This is a genomic window from Staphylococcus sp. NWU MKU2 (assembly GCF_033283605.1).
Lineage (GTDB): Bacteria > Bacillota > Bacilli > Staphylococcales > Staphylococcaceae > Staphylococcus > Staphylococcus haemolyticus.
The window spans coordinates 36,321-58,875 of the sequence record NZ_JAVSMH010000003.1 but is presented as its reverse complement, the minus strand read 5'-3'; the positions used below and the strand labels follow the sequence as shown (position 1 = coordinate 58,875).

Below are 22,555 nucleotides of genomic sequence, written 5' to 3'. Positions count from 1 at the left end.
AGTGGCTTAAAGGTTTTTTGTATCTAAGAATTTAATATATAAAATAAATTAGTTATATAATATATAAGATAGATAAATGATATAATATATTTGGACTGTATATGGGAGTTCATCTCCATACATACTTAAGAATCAAAATGTAACTCAAAGCATTCATTTTATGACAACAACTTAAGAGAACGAAATACAACTTAGAAAGGAAAATGAATATGACACTGAAGACATTTATACAAAATCAAAGTCGACGTAAATTCAAATTTATAACGACGCCTTTACAAAGAAGAAATAACTCAGCTTATACACGTAAAATAATGCGTTATGCGCAAAATTATGAAGCGAATAGAGTTAAACAACACGATATTCTATACCAAGTAAGAGATGGAAAGAGTATTTCAGATAGTCCTTATGCTATCTTTAAACGTTTGATTCATCATCCCAAATATCGTAAATATACGCATAAATGGGTTGTCGACACTACCGAAACGTTAGAATTTTATAAAAAGAAATTTGAGAATTACAAAAATATTGAATTCGTGATTAAAGAATCTCCAGAATATTTAAGAGCACTAACCGAATGTAAGTATCTATTTAACAATTCAACATTTCCAGCCTATTTCATTAAAAAGTCTGATCAAATTTATGTGAATACATGGCATGGTACACCACTCAAATATATGGGTCTAGACCTTGAAAATGGCTTGCGTGGTTCGCAAAATATTATTAAAAACTTTTTATCGAGTGATTATATTATAAGTCCTAATCGTCATACGTCAGAAATTTTTGAAAGGGCATTTAGATTGGACAACATTTATGGTGGGCAAATTTTAGAAATTGGCTATCCGAGAATGGATCTTACATTGAATGGTGATTCAAAAACGCTCATTAATGAATTAAGATCATACATAGATATTACTGATGAAAAAGTATTGTTATATTGTCCTACCTGGAGAGGTGATGATGTCAACGCGCCTGAGGAAAGTTTAAATCATATTGTGGAAGAAGTTGAAAAGTTGAAACTTCATCTTGATTATCAAGTATTAGTAAAGGTTCATCCATTTATTTATAAAGAAGCAATTAAAAATGAGGCGCTAAAACCATATCTTATTCCAGATTATTTTGATACAAATGAAATATTGGCGTTTGTTGATTTAATGATAACGGATTATTCAAGTATCTTCTTTGATTATTTAGTCACAAATAAACCCATTGTCTTTTATACACCTGACTACGAAACATATCAATTTGAAAGAGGAGTGTATATCAACACTCAGGATTTACCGGGACCGGTTGTGCATACCATTGATGATGTTGTACAAGCTATACAACAAAAAACATATCAATTAAGTAAGGTGAAACATAACTATCAAACGTTTAAAAAGACGTATGCTTATCTAGATGACGGAAATGCTGTTGACAAGGTGATTGAGCGGGTATTCACCTCAAAACATAAACGTAAAAAGAAAAAGAAATGTGCTAAAAAACGACTATTAATTTATCCTGGCGGGATGAAAAATAATGGTATTACATCGTCTGTTATTAATTTATTAGAAAATATTGATTACAATCAATACGACGTTACTCTATTTACAAATAGAAGTAATAATGAAGAAATCTTGAATAACCTGAATAATGTTAATCAAAATGTAAGAATTATTTTAAGAGTTGGACCATTAGCAGCGTCGTTAAAAGAGACGTATAAAGTAGACTTCGTCAGACAACGAGGGCTAAAAAGTGCATTAGAACGTTTCTTATATCCAAAACATGTATATGAACGTGAGATGCGTAAAATATTAGGTGAAAGTCAATTTGATTGTGCGATAGATTTCAGTGGGTATTCTATGTTTTGGGCGAATCTTATTTTAGCTACGACTGCTAAACGTAAGTTGGTCTACCTTCATAGTGATATCAAAGCGGACATGGAGAGAACCGTAAATGGTGTGAAACCGCATTATCAAAATTTAAAAGGTTTGATCACATTGTATGATCAATTTGATAAACTGGTATGTGTTTCTGATGCATCAAAAGAACAAAATATGCGCAATATAGCTAAAAAAGCACTAAATAAGAAATTTGTAGCGTCAAGAAACACGATTAATTTAAGTAAAATATCGAAATTCATGTTAGATGATGCTGATCAATTTGAGAAAAATAATGTACCGGTGCTCGTCAGTGTGAATAAAGGGAAAGTAACGTCGGTGCCTTTTAAAGAGGATGATTTTAAAATTGTGTCGGTTGGCCGTTTATCACCTGAAAAAGGATTTGATTTATTAATTGAAGCGGTTGGCAAAGTTATCGTGCACTATCCTAATACGAAATTATATATTATGGGAGAAGGTCCATTAAGACATAAATTAGAACAACAAATCCGTAAGTTGAAGTTAGAACAGCATGTCTTTTTATTAGGACAACGAAAAAATCCATTCTATATTATGAAACAAGCAGATGTCTTATCGTTAACGTCTTATTATGAAGGCCAATCAATGGTTCTACTTGAAGCACTATCACTTGGTATGAATGTATTGGCATCCGATATCATTGCGAATCGTTATGTATTAAATAATGGTAAGTATGGTATGTTAGTGAGTCATGATGTCAATGATATTAAGCACGGCTTAGAGCGTTTTATCAAACATCAAACACCACATTATGAGACGTTTAACGCTCAAGAATACAATCAATTAGCGATAGAAGAGTTCTATAAACTTCTAAAATAATCAGTAAATACAATATCTATTAAACTTAAAGAATTCTTGATCCAAAAAGCGTTTGAATGTGTATTAATCATGATTGGATAAAGAATGTAGTATTTCCATTGGTTAATAAAAATGATAAAAAGACAATTTCTATTGAAATTAAATAGAGATTGTCTTTTAAATTTATCTGAGTCGATTGTTTTATAATCTTACTTCATGTTCTTTATTATATGCTAAATAAGATTGAATGCCTTTAGCTATATCATATTTAGGGTGATAACCTAATGATTCAAGTGGTGTAATGTCAGCACAAGAATGCTTAATATCTCCAAGTCTTGGTGCTTTAAATTGGCATGGGATACTGTACTTGAAGCCCTTCTCAAACGCTTTAAAAACTGCTTTCAGATTTGTTTGTATGCCCGTACCTATGTTGAATATTGAACCACTAGTTGTTGGGGTATTAAGCACAAGCCACATAGCGTCAATTAAATCATTAATGTAAACAAAATCACGAGTTTGTTCACCATCACCATAGAAGGTAAATTCAGTTTGATTGGTAAATTTATGATTCATTATTGAGATGACACCTGAATAATCCGAGTTAGGATTTTGTCTTGGGCCATAAACATTAAAGAATCTGAGACAAGCGCAGGGAATGTCGAACAAATGATTGTAAATCTTTGCATACTGTTCTCCAGCGTATTTCTGTATTGCATATGGAGATAATGGCGACGGTTTAGAGAGAGAAACGGATTTAGGTAAACTTGGTAGATCACCGTAAATGGCTGCCGATGATGCAAATATGAATTTCTTAATTTGCTTATTATACGTTCGAATGGTTTCTAAAAGATGAACTGTGGCATCAATATTAATTTGATTAGATAATGATGGTTTCTCAATCGTTTCAACAACACTCACCATGGCTGCTAAATGAATAACATAATCAAATTGTTCTTGACGTATTAATTGCGTTACAAACTCAAAATCGGTGATATCCTTTACGTAAATATGTTCTTTATTAACAAAGGGAATATTATGTAAGTATCCGGAACTTAAATTATCTATGACATGTACCTCGATATTTTGCTTAACAAAATGTTCGGCTACATGTGAGCCAATGAATCCTGCTCCGCCTGTAATTAATGCTTTCATGTGTGTACTTCCTTTTCTTGATGTCGTTAAATTGTGTAAATTTATTATACTTTATTTTTATAAAAATATAAAATTAGAATAATATAGCTAGGTTGTATCGAAAAATAAGCCACCTTTGACTAATAATTAAAACTTTTCAGATAATGTTAATGTAAGCGATTGCAAAAATAACCCTAAGCATAGTAGAATGAAATTAATGACACAAATTATCATTTTAAGTAAGTCATTGTTTTACTGATTTTTATAATTCTTACAAATACATAGGGGGTAATTAAGAATGGTAGTACCTTTCAAAAATGAACCTGGGATTGATTTTTCAGTACAAGAAAATGTAGAAAGATTTCAAAAAACGTTAGAGCAAGTTAAAAATGAAATTGGTCAAACACTTCCAATTGTGATTGACGGAGAGCACATTACTAAAGATGATACATTTGATTCAATTAATCCAGCTAATACATCGGAATTAATTGCTAAAGTATCTAAAGCTACTAAGGAAGATGTAGATAAAGCGTTTGAATCTTCAAACAAAGCTTATAAAGCATGGCGTCAATGGTCACATAAAGATCGTGCAGAGTTATTATTACGTGTTGCAGCAATTATTCGACGTCGTAAAGAGGAAATCTCTGCAGTCATGGTATATGAAGCAGGTAAACCTTGGGATGAAGCTGTAGGCGATGCAGCAGAAGGTATCGACTTTATCGAATACTATGCACGTTCAATGATGGAATTAGCAGATGGTAAACCGGTATTAGATCGTGAAGGGGAACATAACAAGTACTTCTATAAATCAATTGGTACTGGTGTTACAATTCCACCTTGGAACTTCCCATTTGCAATCATGGCTGGTACAACATTAGCACCAGTTGTTGCTGGTAACACGGTTCTGTTGAAACCTGCTGAAGACACAGTATTAACAGCGTATAAATTAATCGAAATCTTAGAAGAAGCGGGTCTTCCTAAAGGTGTTGTTAACTTTGTACCTGGTGATCCGAAAGAAATCGGTGACTATTTAGTTGATTCTGTTCATACACACTTTGTTACATTTACAGGTTCACGTGCAACAGGAACTCGTATTTACGAACGCAGCGCAGTTGTTCAAGAAGGACAAACATTCTTAAAACGTGTTATTGCAGAAATGGGCGGTAAAGATGCGATTGTCGTTGATGAAAATATTGATACTGATTTAGCTGCAGAATCAATTGTAACGTCAGCATTTGGTTTCTCAGGCCAAAAATGTTCAGCATGTTCACGTGCCATCGTACACAGTTCAGTGTATGATGAAGTATTAGAAAAAGCGGTAGCATTAACTAAAGAATTAACAGTTGGTAACACTGTAGATAATACATTCATGGGACCTGTTATTAATAAAAAACAATTCGACAAAATTAAAAAATATATCGAAATTGGTGGAAAAGAAGGTAAAATTGAAATCGGTGGCGAAGCTGATGATTCAACAGGTTACTTCATTAAACCAACAATTATTTCAGGATTAAAATCATCTGATCAAGTAATGCAAGAAGAAATCTTTGGTCCAGTGGTTGGCTTTACTAAATTTGATAATTTCGAAGAAGCGATTGAAATTGCGAATGATACAGACTATGGCTTAACAGGTGCAGTTATCACAAATAATCGTGAAAACTGGATTAAAGCTGTTAATGAATTCGAAGTAGGTAACTTATATCTTAACCGTGGATGTACTTCAGCAGTTGTAGGTTATCATCCATTTGGTGGATTTAAAATGTCTGGTACAGATGCCAAAACAGGTAGCCCAGATTACTTATTAAACTTCTTAGAACAAAAAGTAGTTTCAGAGATGTTCTAAGCAATTAAGATCAATATATAACATGTTCAATAAATTTTAAAATAACATTTCTAAGTAAATAGTCAGTAGATGAATGCAGTCCATTCATTTACTGACTTATTTTTATTTCATTAAACTTGAGATGCTTGCCTAGGGGGTAAAGAAATTCTTAATTGTTTTACATTTTATAATTACTTACCTAAGTGTCAAAGCACATAGGTTCATTATTTAACTTAAATTATTTCGCATTCCAGTGGGAAAGGCTCGTGCCTGTATTCCTCTAAAGGCGCTCTTAGATAGATGATCCACTCACTTAAGTTGCTTCGCGTTCCTGGGGTGCCGTCTCAGCCTGTAGTCTTCGACTGGCACTGCTCCCCTAGGAGTCTTCGCAACTATGTTTCGTATTCTATCTTAGAGCGCCTTACCTAAGTGACATAGCACTTAGGTTCATCTAATAATGGTTCCACTAGGAGTCTCATAACTATGCTACGCTAACTATCTTAGAACTACTTACGTAAATGTTTGAACACTTAAGTTCCTTTTCCCCAGCTTGCTTAGCTTGAAGATTTTCTTATTTAACATCTCTTTGCTGAGCTTCATTCCCAAACTCTATTTATTATCTATATCAACGCTACTTTCTTAAATGAGTATGACTTTAATGTTATATAAAAAAAGAGCCTGGGACATAAATAATATGATGATGCTATTTTGCAAATTCGCAGTAGCTGACTGAACTGAAAATGCGCTTAAATCAAGCTTTTTTCAGTTCTAGTCATCCTTGCGGGGGTGGGACGACGAATTTAAAAAGAATTCTGTCCCACTCCCTTCTAACTAATCTATGAATAGGATGTCATAACATCTTTGATTAGTAGTTTAATAAAATCAATGTGATTATTAATTAAGTTGTGTATAGTCTTGACCATGTAACATCCAACGTACGCCATATTTATCTGTAAAGGCGCCCATTTTTCCACCCCAGAATTGTTCTTTGAGTGGCATTTCAATGTCTATTGAGTCATAATCTTTAATTTTATCGTAAAATTGTTGAACTTTATCTGAATCGTCTTGATTGTTAACATCGAAATCAATAAGTAATGAAATTCCATTATTGATGTTCTCTACACGTCCGAATGAATCAGAGCATAAAATTTTAACACCTAACACTTCAAATTCAGCGTGCATTGTAGCTTCTGCAGCCTGTTCTTTTGTCATGCCAAATTGTTCCGCTTGTTCTTCGCTCACTTCTAATCTTTTGACGTTTGTAGCGCCAAATACTTCTTCGTAATATGCTATTGCATATTTTGCTTTTTCAAATGCTAAATATGGAAATAATTCAGTCATGATAAAACCCCTTTAGTTAGTTTGTAACCCAGTCCATTATATAATGAATAGATGTAAATAGCGATTAATATACGGTCGTGAAACTTTGAATAAAATAGAATGAGTATTCTAATTAATCATGTGCTTTGACATTGATAAGTTTATGAAAGATTTGGTCCATTTGCTTAGGTTTAATCTCGACATTTTCATTCTTTTTCCAATCGATAAATGCATTTAGTACCGAACCGAACACATAGAATACTAGGCTTTTCGGTACTACATTATCAACAGTAATACGATGCATGTTGGTTTTGAAATCCTTTTGCATTATTTCAATTAAATAATTATTGCGAACATCTTCAAACTCTTTATCGTTATATTGCTTGAGTTCAATTCGAGATATCTCTTCTTTATTGAAGGAATTAGCTAAAGTTTGAAAAGGATTATTCAAACGTTCTTTAATATCAGTTGCAAAGTAGTCATCGTGTGTTAATTTTAATAGGTATTTAAGCAATTCATATTTATCGTAAAAATGTTTATAAAAAGTAGTGCGATGAACACTAGCATGCTTACAAATTTTATTAACCGTTAATGTTGTAAACATCTCTTGTTCAAGCAATGAATATAAGCTATCAGTTAATGCCTTTTTAGTTTTAATTACCCGTAAGTCTTTATCATTCAAAATTGTTCTCCCCTAACATAGATAGAAGAATCTAATAAATTTGGTGAAACATAATATTTAATTATAGATTATATAAATACATAAATAAACATGCATTTACATTAAAAATGTAAATTACGTATAAAAAATAAACTGATTAAAAATTTGAAATGTATTGTGTAATGATTTTGACATAGCGTTTTAAAGCGTTTTGAAAGGGTATATTATATCCAAATAGAAACATTGTTTAACTATTAAAAATAAAATTGTAATTTTTATGAATTTATTCTATTTTCCAAGTCTAAATTTATAAATTTATTCTATATGGGAGGATTTTAATTATGAAAGGCACTAAACAATTAGATCAAATTAAAGAAGATAATAAGAAGCAACTTAAAAAATTATTCAAATATGATAAAGATAATGCATTAACATTTAGCAAAGAAGATCGTGAGAAAGTTCAAGATAAATTTGGCGTATATGTTATCTTCGATAAAAAGACGCCTATCTTCGTTGGTCAAACAGGTGGCTATTCTACTGGTTACCAACTTATTACAAAAGACTTATTCAATAAATTAGGTCAATATAATTTAAAATCAGGTGTCGGCACTACCAAATTTAAAAAAGGTTTAGCACAGAAAAAAGGTGTCAATGAAGAGGATATTAAATCAATTACAGCTGAAGATTATAATTTGAAATTCCAATATGTCAATGTTAAAGATGAACCAGCGTTCATTAATGTTTTAGAAATCTTAGCAATTGAGTATGCTAAAGATAAAGGTTATGAATTATATAATTTTAACCAAAACTAATGACATCAATTGATAAGTATAAATGAATTGTTATAAGAGGTTAGGACGATTGAGGGGCTAGGACTTTGAATGAATATTGAATTCTTTCCTATTCCACATGATAGTCCTAACCTTTTTGTTTTCATTTTCTGAAGAGTGGTATTGATGAGTAAAACTTATCTAAAGTAGGAGATACTATGGCAATTCGTGTCCATTTTCAAGACCAAGCAGATCACTTCCATACTGCATGTACATTTTCAGCTATTCCTGAGGATGCCAAACTTGTGTGGATTGATTTTGAGAATCCGACAAAAAACGATCAAGCATTACTTACTCAACGATTCAATATTGCTAGACACCACATTGAGGAATCTGTATTTACAGTTACGAGACCTAAAGTTAGTTATCACCCACAGAAACAGCATTTATATTTAATATTGCATGCGATTAGCCATAATAATTTCTCAGCAGAACCACTGAGTATTACTGTTAAGGGTAATTGGATAATCACGGTCCATAAATATCCTATGGATGTATTATTAGATATCATTACGTCATTCAATAAGTCACCTAAAGCTATAACTGCGATTGAACTAACAACTATCATGGTTGATAAGATTACACATCAATATTTTAAATATGTGGATCATGTTGAAGACACTGTTTTCTCTTTTGAGGATCAAAATGTAGATAAAGTCAATAACCGTAAATTAATGGATGATGTATATAATATTCGTTCTGAAATTATTAAACTGAAACGTGTGCTCATTCCTATGGAACAACTCCTAAATGAAATAATAGATGAATCACCATTAGACGTATCACACGAATATCAACTATTGATTAAACATATTCATAGTAGAATATTAAGACAAACAGATACGTTGATGGCATGTGAGCACATCACAGATGATATTAAAGATAATAATGAGTCTTACCGTTCTAATAGAATTAACGGTGTGATGAATGTCTTAACCATTATTTCGTCTATATTCTTTCCGCTATCATTTTTAACAGGTTGGTATGGCATGAACTTCTCTTATATGCCAGAACTTGATTGGCATTATAGTTATTTCGTCTTTATTGCTATTTCATTAGTGGTTGTTGTGTCGCTCATTACTCTTTTCAAAAAGAAGGACTGGTTCTAACACAAACAAAATAAGCGTATGATTCTACAAGTGCTAGATTCATACGCTTATACCTATTAATGTTGATTCTCTTCATCTAGGAGCCGTTTATATTTGCGTTTGTAATATTTAGACAGTTTCATGTCATGGACAAAAGAAATCACAGGTCGTGCTGTCATTTGAATACTTCCAATCACAAATAGTATCGTGCCGGCAATCATTGTTTGGTCACTAAAGAATAGAAAACTACCTATTAAAAATATAATGCCCAGTACGATATCGTTGATTTGGTATAGGGCTTTGTAGAAGAATGAGATTTGCTTCGCATGATCATCTTCATTAAATTGATTGGTATTAAAATGTAAATCAACATCATCTTTATTTAAACCAGCCATTTTAACACCTCCATTATTTTAAGTAATAACATACTTCCCGTTGTACTTTGATATGAAACTTCTTCATAATGGTCAGAAAGGAGTGGTATGATGTCTTATTCAATGCTTTACGAATCTCCCGTACAAAATTTAGAACTCATTAGTGATGGTGAGTCACTTACACATGTACTCTATAAATATAACGACACAACGGATACTCATCCAACTAATCCTGATTTAGATATTTTTAAAAAAGTGGTTGAGTGGTTAAATGAATATTTCTCAGGAAATCGTCCGCAAATTGATTTTTCACTTAAACCGGAAGGCACTGATTTTCAAAAAAGTGTGTGGCGAAAGCTACAAGAAATAGAATATGGACAATTAAAAACGTATGGTGATCTAGCGAAACGCGTAGGTGAAGAGCGTAATAAGCCGAATATGTCTGCACAAGCAGTAGGTGGTGCAGTAGGTAGCAATCCGATTTCTATTATTATTCCATGTCATCGCGTGGTTGGAAAAGATGGAAGTTTAACAGGATATGGTGGCACGATTAATCATAAAATTAAATTACTTGAGCTTGAGAAAGTAGATATGACTAAATTGTATAGACCTAAAAATTCAACTAAACCATAACACCTTTATATTTACCCAAAAATAAAGAGGCGTTCGAGACAAGAGCCTAAATTGCTCTTATTTCGAATGCCTCTTATTTAATGTTAACGTTATTGAGGAATATGATATTGACGAATATCCTCCTGAATATTTTCTAAGTAGTAAATAGACTTATCGTCATCTGTTTGTTCAGTAGCGTGGTCGAATTCTAAATCATCGAATCGCTTGAAGAAACTTTCATAGTCTTCAACTGAAACTTCTTGACGTTCATTCAATAAAGCTTTATGTCGTTCAATATCTAGTTGTTTTTCATAGCCTTCGACTAACGTAGCACTAAAGAATTCTCCTACAGAACCAGATCCATAGCTAAACAATCCAATAGTTTGACCACCCTTAAGCGATCTATTCTCTAATAATGAAATTAAACTTAGATATAAAGAGCCAGTATAAATATTACCTACATAACGATTATAATATACTGCATCTTCATATCCAGATGTTAAACGTTCTTGCGTCGTTTCATCGGCATCATTGATAATTGAGTCTAAAGCTTTTTTACCCATTTTAGTGAAAGGTACGTGGAAACATAATGACTCAAAGTCAGATAATGTTTTACCTTCACGTCGAGCATATTCGTTCCAACTTTCTTGGAATGATTTAATATATGCATCTTTAGATAACGCACCGGCAACTAATGGATATTTATGTCCAGTTGGTCTCCAGAAGTCATACACATCTTCAGTATATGCAACGGCATCATCATTCAATTCTAAGATACTTGGATTATTTGAAATCAACATAGCTACGGCACCAGCACCTTGTGTCGGTTCGCCACCAGATTGAATACCGTAACGAGCTGTATCACTTGCGATAACAAGTACCTTTTCATTAGGTCGTTTCTCAATGTAGTCTTTAGCTAATTGAATTGCAGGTGTTGCAGCATAGCAAGCTTCTTTCATTTCGAAGCAGCGTGCGAATGGCTGAATACCTAGTAAATTGTGAATTTGTACTGCAGCAGCTTTTGCATTATCGATTGCAGATTCAGTTGCTACAATGACCATTCCAATATGTTTTTTATCATCATCTGTTATAATATCTTTAGCAGCATTAGCCCCCATAGATACAATATCTTGTGATACTGGACTTACTGCCATTTGGGTTTGACCAATCCCAATTAAAAATTTATTTGGATCAACTTGGCGAGCTTCTGCAAGCTTAGCCATGTCTACATAGTATTTAGGTACGTAAAAGTTAATTTTATCGATTCCTATACTCACGGGCACTACATCCTTTCGTTATTCTAATTTTATAAGTCATATTAATAGTAGCTTTTTGAGACAATTTCATTTAAAATGCTCACTAATAGAAAGCGTCTTCATACGGAAAGTTAAATGCAATAACGCATGTCGTTTAATATAGTAATATAATAAAATATGTGAAACTGCATGGTATAACATTGAGTGTGAGATAACTTCTATCGGCTATTATTAATAATCATATTAATAGTTATTTTACCAAATTAAATAACTAAATTACAATTTATATATAAACTACATATAAGGAGATAAAGAATGAAAAAAATTGCTATAGTTAGTGCTAAAAGAACGCCAATCGGTAGATATAAAGGTAAATTAAGAAATTATTCTGCAGTTGAATTGGGAACGACAGCTTTGAAAGGTGCAATCGATTCAGCAAATATTGACCCTAATATAATTCAACAAGTTATCTTTGGTAACGTGCTACAAAGTGGTGTAGGACAAAACCCAGCACGTCAAATTGCGATTAAAGCGGGTGTACCTGATACAACACCAGCTATGACAATTAATGAGGTATGTGGATCAGGTCTTAAAGCAATTATATTAGGAAAACAGTTAATTCAATTAGGTGAAGCGGATGTTGTTGCAGTGGGTGGAGTTGAAAGTATGACAAATGCCCCACAATTAATCTTAAAAGAAGGTCAAGAACCAGTGGAAAGTTTTATGCATGATGGTTTAACAGATGCCTTTCATTATGTACCAATGGGTGTAACAGCTGAGAACATAGCTGAAAAATATGACATCACGCGTGAAATGCAAGATGAGTTCGCAAATCATTCACAAGCTAAAGCAGCTAAAGCGACGCAAGATGGTAAATTTAATAATGAAATCATCGGTATGACTGACGCAGAAGGGGAACAAATGACTTCTGATGAAGGTGTTCGTCCAAATAGTAGTGTTGAGAAGCTTGCGACATTAAAGACAATTTTCAAAGAAGATGGAACAGTAACTGGTGGTAATGCTTCAAGTATTAATGATGGTTCATCTGCACTCATTTTAATGGAGGAATCATATGCTAAAGCGCATGGTTACGACATTTTAGGAATCGTTGGAGATTATGCAGAAGTAGGTTGTGATCCTCAATATATGGGCTATGCACCATTCTATGCTGTTGAGAAGCTACTTGATAAAACGGATAGCAAAATCGATGATATTGATATTGTAGAAATGACTGAAGCATTTGCTGCACAAAGTATACCTGTCAAAGACAATTTGCATATTCCGGATGAAAAATTAAATATCTATGGCGGTGCTATTGCACTAGGACACCCAATTGGTGCCAGTGGTGCTAGATTAGTCACTACTTTAGTGAACGCACTTGAACAAGAAAATAAACGTACGGGTATTGCTACAGCATGTATTGGTGGAGGACTAGGTATCGCTCTAATGATTGATAAAGGGGAATAATGTTATGAAGAGTTTAGATAAGACATTTCGACATTTATCTCGTGAAGATAAATTAAAACAACTTGTTGATTATGGATGGTTAACTGATGAAAGCTACGATGTTTTACTAAAAAATCCATTAATTAATGAAGAAGTTGCAAATAGTTTAATTGAGAATGTAATTGGTCAAGGTACATTGCCTGTAGGTTTATTACCTAAAATCATTGTCGATGATAAAGAATATGTTGTACCGATGATGGTTGAAGAACCTTCTGTAGTAGCTGCTGCAAGTTATGGCGCTAAGTTAGTCAATAATACAGGTGGTTTTAAAACTATTAAGAGTGAACGACTAATGATTGGTCAAATTGTATTTGATGACGTAAGTGATACCGATGCCTTAGCACAAGCAATTTACGATTTAGAACCACAAATTGAACAGATTGCAGCTGAAGCTTACCCATCAATTATAGAACGTGGCGGTGGTTACAGACGTATTGAAATTGATACGTTCCCAGAGAATCAACTATTGTCTTTAAAAGTATTTGTAGATACTAAAGATGCAATGGGCGCCAATATGCTCAATACAATCTTGGAAGCTATAACTGCACATATGAAGAATGAGTTTCCAGATCGTGATGTGCTTATGAGCATTTTGTCTAACCATGCCACAGCCTCAGTAGTACGAGTTCAAGGTGAAATTGATATCAAAGATTTAAATAAAGGTGATCGTTCTGGTGAAGAAGTAGCACAACGCATGGAGCGTGCTTCTGTACTAGCACAAGTCGATATACATCGTGCTGCAACACACAATAAAGGTGTTATGAATGGCATTCACGCCGTAGTATTAGCAACTGGTAATGATACACGCGGAGCAGAAGCAAGTGCACATGCATATGCCAGTCGTGATGGACAATATAGAGGTATTGCGACTTGGAAGTTTGATAAAGAACGTGGTCGCTTAGTCGGAACAATAGAAGTACCGATGACATTAGCAATCGTCGGTGGCGGTACTAAGGTATTGCCAATTGCGAAAGCATCACTTGAATTATTAAATGTTCAATCAGCACAAGAATTAGGTCAGGTTGTTGCTGCTGTTGGATTGTCACAGAACTTTTCAGCATGTAGAGCCTTAGTTTCTGAAGGTATTCAAAAAGGTCATATGAGTTTACAATACAAATCATTAGCAATCGTAGTAGGTGCTCAAGGTGATGAGATTGCTCGTGTTGCCGAAGCATTGAAAACTGCGCCTAAGGCTAATACTGCTACGGCTCAACAAATTTTAAAAGATTTACGACAACAATAACAATATATAGAAAAAGCCACTAATTACGAGTAAGGTTCTTAAATCAAGACCTTGATTCATAAATAGTGGCTTTTATTTATATGTCAATATTTATTTTAGTAGATGTAATTAAAATTACGTGCAGACCATTTACTTAAGTAGCGAGTTCCGTATGCGTTCGGTCTATTGTAATTGTATTCAGAAACTTTAATACTACCGTTACTATATACACGTTCAACTACAGCAACGTGGCCATAATAGCCTGCAGTAGATTGCATTACTGCGTAGCGTTTAGGCGTGTGACCAGTTCTATAACCAGAGCGTTTTGCATTGTAATACCAGTTCTTTGCATTTCCCCAACGATTTGATACAGGTTTACCTAGTTGAGCACGACGTTGGTATGCCCACCAAGTACATTGACCTTTCGTATAGTAGTTATATGAAGCGGCTTCAGATACGTGCGTGTGTTCAATGTTTTGATATGTAAAAGTTCCTGCGAACATGATTCCAGTAGCGAGTAAAAGACGTAAAAATAATTTTTTAAATTTCATTTTTGTTCCCCTCAAAATATAAAAGAATTAAAAACTGTATTAATCATATTCGTTAAAAAGGTCTAATACAATATAAGAAACGAATTATACAAGTAACTGTAATATATATGAAATATAACAGCGTAATTTGTAACTTATTTTACATTAAAGTAATTTTACACAATTTAAGATAGTAGCACGGTAATGTCTTAAAGTTCAAAGCATTACTTAATTTAAATGTGAAATTTTTTAAGTTTATCCTATAAAAAAAGCACCATAAAGGCGCTTAGAAATAAAAATAATATATTAAATTCAACTATTATATTCGCAGTAGCTGACTGAACTGAGAAGATGTGCTAATCAGCTATTCTCAGCTCTAGTCATCTTTGCGGGGGTGCGGGGCCCCAGCAAAAAGAATTTCACTAAGAAATTCTACAAGCAATGCAAGCTGGGGCAACGAATTCAAATAGAATTCTGTCCACTCCCAAAAAAAAGCGCCATAAAGGCGCTTGGTGAGATGATACGTCCATGATGTATAATAACAAGTTAGAAATCATACATTTGTGAATTGGTTAAAAACAGCCAATGCTCTTTTAACGATAGTCACGGGTATGTTTTCTGGACATGGATTATTTCGAAAATATGACAATACTTCTACTTGTCTCTTCACTTCTTTAGGGAAATTGCTATCTTGATTAATCCAATTTACCAATTCACCTAATGGTGTGTCATCACCAACAAAATTTTGCATAAATTCGTAAAAGCTCAATGCCTCACCTCTTCAATCAATTTGAGCCTATGTGATTATAACATTTTTTTAAAATGAAACATATAGGGTCTGACATTGAATTTGAATTAGACTTGTTCTCGGAAACATTTAGTTTAACTTTACATATTTTTATTTTCTCAAAAATATTTCGTGTATAATGAAATTACAATAATGAACAAAGTGGGTGAGCATTTGGACATCAAACATATGAAATATTTTATGGAAGTAGTTAATCAAGGTGGTATGACAAATGCTTCGAAATCTCTATACATAGCGCAACCGACGATTAGTAAAGCAATTAAAGATATAGAAAATGAATTGAAAATGACATTATTTGATCGTCAAAAGCGTTACCTCGTACTCACTGATGCGGGTAAAATATTTTATAAAAAGTGTGAGGAAATCATAGCGTTATATGATAATATTCCTTTCGAAATTAATGGACTATTAGGATTAGAAACAGGTCATATCAATATAGGTATGTCTGCAGTAATGGACATGCAACAATTTATCTATATACTAGGTGAGTTTCACAAGCTCTATCCAAACATTACGTATAATTTAAATGAAAGTGGCGGTAAATCTATTGAAACGCGACTTATCAATGATCAAATTGATATTGGAATTACAACTATTCCAATAGATGAGAACGTCTTTGACTATTTACCATTATATAGTGAAGATTTGAGATTAGTTGTAAGTAAAGAACATGACCTTGCATCACGTGAATCTGTTACAATGGCAGAACTTAAGAATGAAGATTTTATATTGTTTAACGAAGACTTTTACCTTAATGATAAAATTATTGCCGCAGCTAAAAATGCAGGTTTTCTCCCAAATACGGTTTCAAATGTCTCGCAATGGAACTTTATTGAGTATCTGTTGCTGGCACGTTTAGGTGTAAGTATCTTACCAGAGCACATCGCTAACATGCTCAAAGACAACATCAGAAGTATTAAGATTGAGGATACTGGCATGAGTTGGGAATTAGGTGCAATTTGGAAAAAGGATAAACTATTAAGTCATGCTACCTCTAAATGGATAGAATTTATGAGCAAGAGATTAAAATATGACTAAATGATACTTCATAACAACAAACACAATAAATAGATAAATAAAAATAGAGAAGCGTTTAAACGAAACGCTTCTCTATTTTTTTATCGTAAAGCCATTATGGACATAATAATATTGTCATCGACATTCAACTACACCAATACGTATAGATATTAAAGCGATTACATAGAAAAAAACTATAGGTGGTATTTAAAATGGATATTTTTCTATTTTCTTAGGTTGAATTAGAATGATGAATATAGGTTTAAATTTCACTGTAACAATTTCGACATATTTTAGTGGGAGGTCAGTCATCTTGAAAAAAGTATTATTTATTTCAAAAGTTATCATACAAATTGCCATTATCATAGTCATTAGTTACTTAGGTAGTTTATTGCAAACATTATTGCATATACCACTAGCTGGAAGTATCGTAGGCATGATATTGTTGTACATTTTACTTGAACTGAAAGTGATAAGTATGAATTGGATATCTGACGGCGCAGAATTTCTATTAGCTACAATGGTGTTTTTCTTTATACCTTCTGTAGTAGGAATAATGGATGTTGTTTCTGATATTACGAAGAGTTATATCATTTTCTTCTTATTAATTATTGTAGGTACAAGTTGCGTTGCACTAGCTTCTGGTTACATCGCTGAAAAGATGGTTAAACAACCTAACGTTAAGAGAGGTCATCATTAGTATGACATTCATTCAAGCTATCTTAATGATATTGTTGACCGTCGTTATGTATTTTGCTGCAAAAAAGCTTCAACAAAAATATGATAATCCATTTTTGAACCCAGCGTTAGTAGGTTCGGTTGGTGTCATTATTGTATTATTGTTAACACATCAAAACTATCATGATTATATGACAGGTGGTAAATGGATCAATCATTTATTGAATGCCACTGTTGTATGTTTAGCTTACCCACTATATAAGAATCGACATAAAATTATTGAGAATTTAAGTATTATCTTTTCAAGCGTGATGGTTGGCGTAATACTTAATTTTGTGTTAGTGTTTACCTCGTTAAACTTATTGAGTTACGACGAGGAGACGATAGTAACAATATTACCACGTTCAATAACAGCTGCTGTAGGTATCGAAGTATCACAGGAATTAGGTGGTACTGATACGATTACAGTATTATTCATTATAACTACAGGTTTAATAGGTAGTATGATGGGATCAATGTTATTGAAAGTAGGTAATTTTAAGACCTCTATTGCCAGAGGGTTAACATATGGGAATGCATCACACGCTTTCGGTACCGCAAAAGCATTAGAACACGATATTGAATCTGGTGCATTCAGTTCAATTGGAATGATATTAACTGCTGTAATTAGTTCAATACTTATTCCAATTATGATTATTTTATTCTACTAAAGGAAATATATATTGTACTCGTTTAAAAAGAGAAAGGAGCTATTGTAATAATGGCGAAGATAAAAGCAAACGAAGCATTAGTTAAAGCGTTAGAAGCATGGGATATTGATCACTTATATGGTATTCCAGGGGATTCAATTGACGCAGTAGTAGATAGTTTACGTACTGTTAGAGACTCATTTAAATTCTATCATGTACGTCATGAAGAAGTAGCAAGTTTAGCTGCAGCTTCATACACTAAAATGACAGGTAAAATTGGGGTAGCATTAAGTATTGGTGGTCCTGGTATCGTTCACTTATTAAATGGTATGTATGATGCAAAAATGGATCGCGTACCTCAATTAATTTTAGCAGGTCAAACAAATAGTACTTTATTAGGTACAAAAGCGTTCCAAGAAACAAACATAACTGATATGGTTTCAGATGTATCTGTATATAATCACCAAATTCAAAAAGGTGATAACGTATTTGAAATTGTTAACGAAGCTATTCGTACAGCATACGAAAAACGTGGTGTAGCAGTAGTTGTATGTCCTAATGACTTATTAACTCAAAAAATTAAAGACACAACTCATCGTGCTATAGACACTACTAAACCAAAAGCACCAACTCCAACATTACGTAGCATTAAAAAAGCTGCAAAATTAATCGATAAAAGTAAAAAACCAGTAATGATTATTGGTGTAGGTGCACAAAATGCTAAAGATGAATTACGTGAATTTGTAGAAGCGGCTAAAATTCCAGTAATTCATACGTTACCAGCTAAAACAATCATTCCTGATGATCACCCATATAGCATCGGTAACTTAGGTAAAATCGGTACCAAAACATCTTACCAAACAATTCAAGATGCCGATTTATTAATCATGGCAGGTACTAACTACCCTTACGTTGACTACCTACCTAAGAAAAATATTAAAGCAATTCAAATTGATACAAACCCAGATGTAATTGGACATCGTTTCAGTGTCAATGTTGGTATCGTTGGTGACGCTAAACTTGCTTTCCATCAATTAACTGATGTTATCAAACACGTACCACAACGCCCATTCTTAGAAAAAACATTAGAACGTAAAGCTGTTTGGGATAAATGGATGGAACAAGACATGAATCAAGAAAGCACACCAATCCGCCCAGAACGTTTAATGAAATCAATTAGTAAATATAGTGACGATGACGCTGTATTCTCAATCGATGTAGGTACATCTACAGTTTGGTCAACACGTTACCTAAACTTATCAGTAAATAATAAATTTATTATATCTTCTTGGTTAGGTACAATGGGTTGCGGACTTCCAGGAGCAATTGCTTCTAAAATCGCTTTCCCTAAACGTCAAGCTATCTCAATTAGCGGTGACGGTGCATTCCAAATGGTAATGCAAGACTTTGCAACTGCTGTTCAATATGACTTACCAATGACAATCTTTGTTATGAATAACAAACAATTATCATTTATTAAATATGAACAACAAGCTGCAGGTGAATTAGAATATGCCATTGATTTCTCTGATATGGACCATGCTAAATTCGCTGAAGCTGCAGGCGGTAAAGGTTATGTATTAAAAGATCCTAGCCGTATCGATGAAGTAGTAGAAGCAGCGTTAAATGAAAATGTACCAACAATCGTTGATGTACATGTTGATCCAAATGCTGCACCATTACCAGGTAAAATTGTTAATGAAGAAGCAATCAACTATGGTAAATGGGCTTACAGATCAATCACTGAAGATAAAAAATTAGACTTCGACGAAATCCCACCAATTTCTGTCGCTGCTAAACGTTTCTTATAATAGATACTTCAATCGCTAATAGCGCTTGATAAATGTTGTCGGCAAACTTTTGATTTTGTCGGCAACAATTTTTATAAAAAAGTATTGAAAACGTTTTATCAAATGTATATAATATAAATTAATTGAAAAAAGAACTGCGTGTTACTATTAAATTAGGCATAAGCAATCAATGAGATTAGGGCATTTAATAGCCTTAATTAATATACAATTCTCTGTTAGACGATGTTATAGCGTCACATGGCCTTGTATTTTGAAAGTAGAAGAGAGATAAAAGGGACAAATATACATGATGTAAATCAACGTATAGTAATTTTATTTCTTAAACTTACTTTTCTCAGTATTGCTTATGTCTTTTTTGTGTCATCAAGTTCAATATGAGTAGAAGGGAATAAGGATTATGTTTAAGAAATTTTTCGGTCAATTGCAACGTATCGGTAAAGCATTGATGTTACCTGTTGCAATCTTACCAGCTGCCGGGATTTTATTAGCATTTGGTAATGCAATGCACAATGAACAACTTGTTAAAATTGCACCATGGCTAAAAATGGATGTCTTCGTTATGATTTCATCTGTAATGGAAGCAGCCGGACAAATTATATTTGATAACTTACCATTGCTATTTGCAGTTGGTACAGCACTTGGATTAGCTGGCGGTGACGGTGTTGCGGCTTTAGCAGCATTAGTTGGTTACTTAATTATGAATGCCACTATGGGTCAAATCATGCATATCACGATTGATGATATTTATAGTTACGCTGATGGCGCTAAAGAACTTAGTCAAGCGGATAAATTACCAGCATATGCTTTAATCTTAGGTATACCAACACTTCAAACGGGTGTGTTTGGTGGTATTATCATGGGGGCACTTGCTGCTTGGTGTTATAACAAGTACTACAATATTACGTTACCTCCATTCTTAGGATTCTTTGCAGGTAAACGCTTCGTGCCAATCGTAACATCATTAGTTGCAATCGTTACAGGTATTGCATTATGTTTCGTTTGGCCTCCAATTCAAGAAGGATTAAATAGCTTATCAAACTTCTTATTAAATAAGAACTTAACATTAACAACATTTATCTTTGGTATTATTGAACGTTCATTAATTCCATTTGGTTTACATCATATTTTCTATGCACCGTTCTGGTTCGAATTTGGCCATTACACAAACCATGCAGGCGAACTCGTTCGTGGTGACCAACGTATTTGGATGGCACAATTGAAAGATGGTGTACCATTCACAGCGGGTGCATTTACTACAGGTAAATATCCATTTATGATGTTTGGTTTACCAGCAGCAGCATTAGCAATTTATAAAAATGCTCGCCCTGAACGTAAAAAAGTGGTTGGTGGTTTAATGTTATCAGCTGCTTTAACATCATTCTTAACTGGTATTACTGAGCCATTAGAATTCTCATTCTTGTTCGTAGCACCATTATTATATGTTATTCACGTATTCTTAGCAGGTTCATCATTCTTAATCATGCACTTACTTGATGTTAAGATTGGTATGACATTCTCAGGTGGATTTATCGACTATGTCCTTTATGGTTTATTAAACTGGGATCGTACACACGCCTTATTAGTTATTCCAGTTGGATTAGTTTATGCAGTTGTTTACTACTTCTTATTCAACTTTGCAATTAAGAAATTTAATCTTAAAACACCTGGCCGTGAAGATGAAGAACAAGAAATCCGTAACTCAAGTGTTGCGAGATTACCGTTTGATGTATTAGATGCAATGGGTGGTAAAGAAAATATCAAACATTTAGATGCTTGTATCACACGTTTACGTGTTGAAGTAAACGATAAATCTAAAGTAGATGTTCAAGGATTAAAAGCATTAGGTGCTTCTGGTGTCCTTGAGGTTGGTAATAACATGCAAGCAATCTTTGGTCCAAAATCAGACCAAATTAAACATGATATGTCACTTATCATGAAAGGTGAAATTACGAAACCTAGTGAAACAACAGTTACTGAAGAAGTTTCTGATGAACCTGTTCATGTTGAAGATATTAAAGAAACTGAAATCTATGCACCTGGAACTGGACATATTATTCCATTATCTGAAGTGCCAGACAAAGTATTCTCTGAAAAAATGATGGGTGACGGTGTTGGTTTCGTTCCAGAAAAAGGAGAAATCGTGGCACCATTCGATGGTATAGTTAAAACAATCTTCCCAACTAAACATGCGATTGGATTAGAATCTGAAACTGGCGTAGAAGTTCTTATCCATATCGGTATTGATACGGTGAAATTAAACGGTGAAGGTTTCGAAAGTTTAGTTAATGCAGATGAGCCTGTAACACAAGGGCAACCATTAATGAAGATTAACCTAGCTTACCTTAAAGAACATGCGCCAAGCACAGTTACACCAATCATTATTACTAACTTGGGCGATAAAACATTAACAGTTGAAGATGTTGAATCAGTAGACCCAGGAAAAGCAATTATGAAAATTAAATAATATTAAAATAAACCTCTTGTCAGAAATAATGACAGGAGGTTTT

At 33.4% G+C, this 22,555-nt stretch carries 19 protein-coding genes; 12 read left to right on the top strand and 7 right to left on the bottom strand.

Annotated features, from left to right (window positions below; all coding sequences use genetic code 11):
- The first annotated feature begins 209 nt into the window (after nucleotides 1-209).
- Entirely contained in the window at nucleotides 210-2,714 is a 2,505-nt protein-coding gene (locus tag SBL15_RS06285) for a glycosyltransferase (RefSeq protein WP_107611610.1), read from the top strand.
- Between the two features lie 180 nt (nucleotides 2,715-2,894).
- Here SBL15_RS06285 and SBL15_RS06280 read toward each other — a convergent pair whose 3' ends face one another.
- On the bottom strand, nucleotides 2,895-3,845 hold the full coding sequence (locus SBL15_RS06280) for an NAD-dependent epimerase/dehydratase family protein (RefSeq protein ID WP_107611611.1): 951 nt from the start codon (nucleotides 3,843-3,845) through the stop codon (nucleotides 2,895-2,897).
- 277 nt (nucleotides 3,846-4,122) lie between these two features.
- Between SBL15_RS06280 and pruA the strand changes: the two genes are divergently transcribed.
- Nucleotides 4,123-5,667 (top strand): L-glutamate gamma-semialdehyde dehydrogenase, encoded by a 1,545-nt coding sequence (gene pruA, locus SBL15_RS06275; RefSeq protein WP_317955476.1) that lies wholly within the window; start codon nucleotides 4,123-4,125, stop codon nucleotides 5,665-5,667.
- Between the two features lie 873 nt (nucleotides 5,668-6,540).
- Here the strand turns inward: pruA and SBL15_RS06270 are convergent.
- On the bottom strand, nucleotides 6,541-6,987 hold the full coding sequence (locus SBL15_RS06270; protein ID WP_107611613.1) for a VOC family protein: 447 nt from the start codon (nucleotides 6,985-6,987) through the stop codon (nucleotides 6,541-6,543).
- Nucleotides 6,988-7,099: 112 nt separating this feature from the next.
- Nucleotides 7,100-7,648: a TetR/AcrR family transcriptional regulator gene (locus SBL15_RS06265; RefSeq protein WP_053016090.1), complete on the bottom strand. Its 549-nt coding sequence runs from the start codon at nucleotides 7,646-7,648 to the stop codon at nucleotides 7,100-7,102.
- 320 nt (nucleotides 7,649-7,968) lie between these two features.
- On the opposite strand from SBL15_RS06265, the gene SBL15_RS06260 reads away from it, so the two are divergent.
- Both SBL15_RS06260 and SBL15_RS06255 read left to right on the top strand, forming a co-directional pair.
- Nucleotides 7,969-8,439: a hypothetical protein gene (locus SBL15_RS06260; protein WP_011274829.1), complete on the top strand. Its 471-nt coding sequence runs from the start codon at nucleotides 7,969-7,971 to the stop codon at nucleotides 8,437-8,439.
- Nucleotides 8,440-8,615: 176 nt separating this feature from the next.
- Complete coding sequence (locus SBL15_RS06255) at nucleotides 8,616-9,566, top strand: CorA metal ion transporter family protein (RefSeq protein ID WP_107611615.1); 951 nt, start codon at nucleotides 8,616-8,618, stop codon at nucleotides 9,564-9,566.
- A gap of 56 nt (nucleotides 9,567-9,622) precedes the next feature.
- On the opposite strand, the gene SBL15_RS06250 is transcribed toward SBL15_RS06255, so the two are convergent.
- Nucleotides 9,623-9,940 (bottom strand): YrhK family protein, encoded by a 318-nt coding sequence (locus SBL15_RS06250; RefSeq protein ID WP_107611616.1) that lies wholly within the window; start codon nucleotides 9,938-9,940, stop codon nucleotides 9,623-9,625.
- A gap of 90 nt (nucleotides 9,941-10,030) precedes the next feature.
- Here SBL15_RS06250 and SBL15_RS06245 point away from each other — a divergent pair, with 90 nt between their 5' ends.
- Entirely contained in the window at nucleotides 10,031-10,552 is a 522-nt protein-coding gene (locus SBL15_RS06245) for a methylated-DNA--[protein]-cysteine S-methyltransferase (protein ID WP_107611617.1), read from the top strand.
- An 89-nt stretch (nucleotides 10,553-10,641) separates the two neighbouring features.
- On the opposite strand, the gene SBL15_RS06240 is transcribed toward SBL15_RS06245, so the two are convergent.
- On the bottom strand, nucleotides 10,642-11,808 hold the full coding sequence (locus SBL15_RS06240; protein ID WP_107611618.1) for a hydroxymethylglutaryl-CoA synthase: 1,167 nt from the start codon (nucleotides 11,806-11,808) through the stop codon (nucleotides 10,642-10,644).
- A gap of 294 nt (nucleotides 11,809-12,102) precedes the next feature.
- Here SBL15_RS06240 and SBL15_RS06235 point away from each other — a divergent pair, with 294 nt between their 5' ends.
- Together SBL15_RS06235 and SBL15_RS06230 are read left to right on the top strand one after the other, a co-directional pair.
- Nucleotides 12,103-13,254 carry a thiolase family protein gene (locus SBL15_RS06235; protein WP_053016095.1) on the top strand — a complete coding sequence of 384 codons (1,152 nt, stop codon included), beginning with the start codon at nucleotides 12,103-12,105 and terminating at the stop codon, nucleotides 13,252-13,254.
- A 4-nt stretch (nucleotides 13,255-13,258) separates the two neighbouring features.
- Nucleotides 13,259-14,536 carry a hydroxymethylglutaryl-CoA reductase, degradative gene (locus SBL15_RS06230; RefSeq protein ID WP_107637514.1) on the top strand — a complete coding sequence of 426 codons (1,278 nt, stop codon included), beginning with the start codon at nucleotides 13,259-13,261 and terminating at the stop codon, nucleotides 14,534-14,536.
- Between the two features lie 95 nt (nucleotides 14,537-14,631).
- Here the strand turns inward: SBL15_RS06230 and SBL15_RS06225 are convergent, their stop codons facing one another.
- Complete coding sequence (locus SBL15_RS06225; RefSeq protein WP_107611620.1) at nucleotides 14,632-15,066, bottom strand: CHAP domain-containing protein; 435 nt, start codon at nucleotides 15,064-15,066, stop codon at nucleotides 14,632-14,634.
- A 532-nt stretch (nucleotides 15,067-15,598) separates the two neighbouring features.
- Nucleotides 15,599-15,814: a sterile alpha motif-like domain-containing protein gene (locus tag SBL15_RS06220; RefSeq protein WP_107637515.1), complete on the bottom strand. Its 216-nt coding sequence runs from the start codon at nucleotides 15,812-15,814 to the stop codon at nucleotides 15,599-15,601.
- Between the two features lie 192 nt (nucleotides 15,815-16,006).
- Here SBL15_RS06220 and cidR point away from each other — a divergent pair, with 192 nt between their 5' ends.
- From cidR to ptsG, 5 genes are all read left to right on the top strand, one after another.
- Complete coding sequence (cidR, locus tag SBL15_RS06215; RefSeq protein ID WP_317955471.1) at nucleotides 16,007-16,891, top strand: cidABC operon transcriptional activator CidR; 885 nt, start codon at nucleotides 16,007-16,009, stop codon at nucleotides 16,889-16,891.
- Nucleotides 16,892-17,183: 292 nt separating this feature from the next.
- Entirely contained in the window at nucleotides 17,184-17,570 is a 387-nt protein-coding gene (locus SBL15_RS06210; RefSeq protein ID WP_107611624.1) for a CidA/LrgA family protein, read from the top strand.
- Nucleotide 17,571: 1 nt separating this feature from the next.
- The gene (locus SBL15_RS06205) at nucleotides 17,572-18,258 is read left to right on the top strand and encodes an LrgB family protein (RefSeq protein ID WP_107637516.1); all 687 of its coding nucleotides are present in this window, start codon (nucleotides 17,572-17,574) and stop codon (nucleotides 18,256-18,258) included.
- Between the two features lie 50 nt (nucleotides 18,259-18,308).
- Nucleotides 18,309-20,048 carry a pyruvate oxidase gene (locus SBL15_RS06200; RefSeq protein WP_037538548.1) on the top strand — a complete coding sequence of 580 codons (1,740 nt, stop codon included), beginning with the start codon at nucleotides 18,309-18,311 and terminating at the stop codon, nucleotides 20,046-20,048.
- A 397-nt stretch (nucleotides 20,049-20,445) separates the two neighbouring features.
- Nucleotides 20,446-22,512, top strand: coding sequence for a glucose-specific PTS transporter subunit IIBC (gene ptsG, locus SBL15_RS06195; protein WP_107613179.1), 2,067 nt, complete (start codon nucleotides 20,446-20,448; stop codon nucleotides 22,510-22,512).
- Nucleotides 22,513-22,555: the final 43 nt, after the last annotated feature.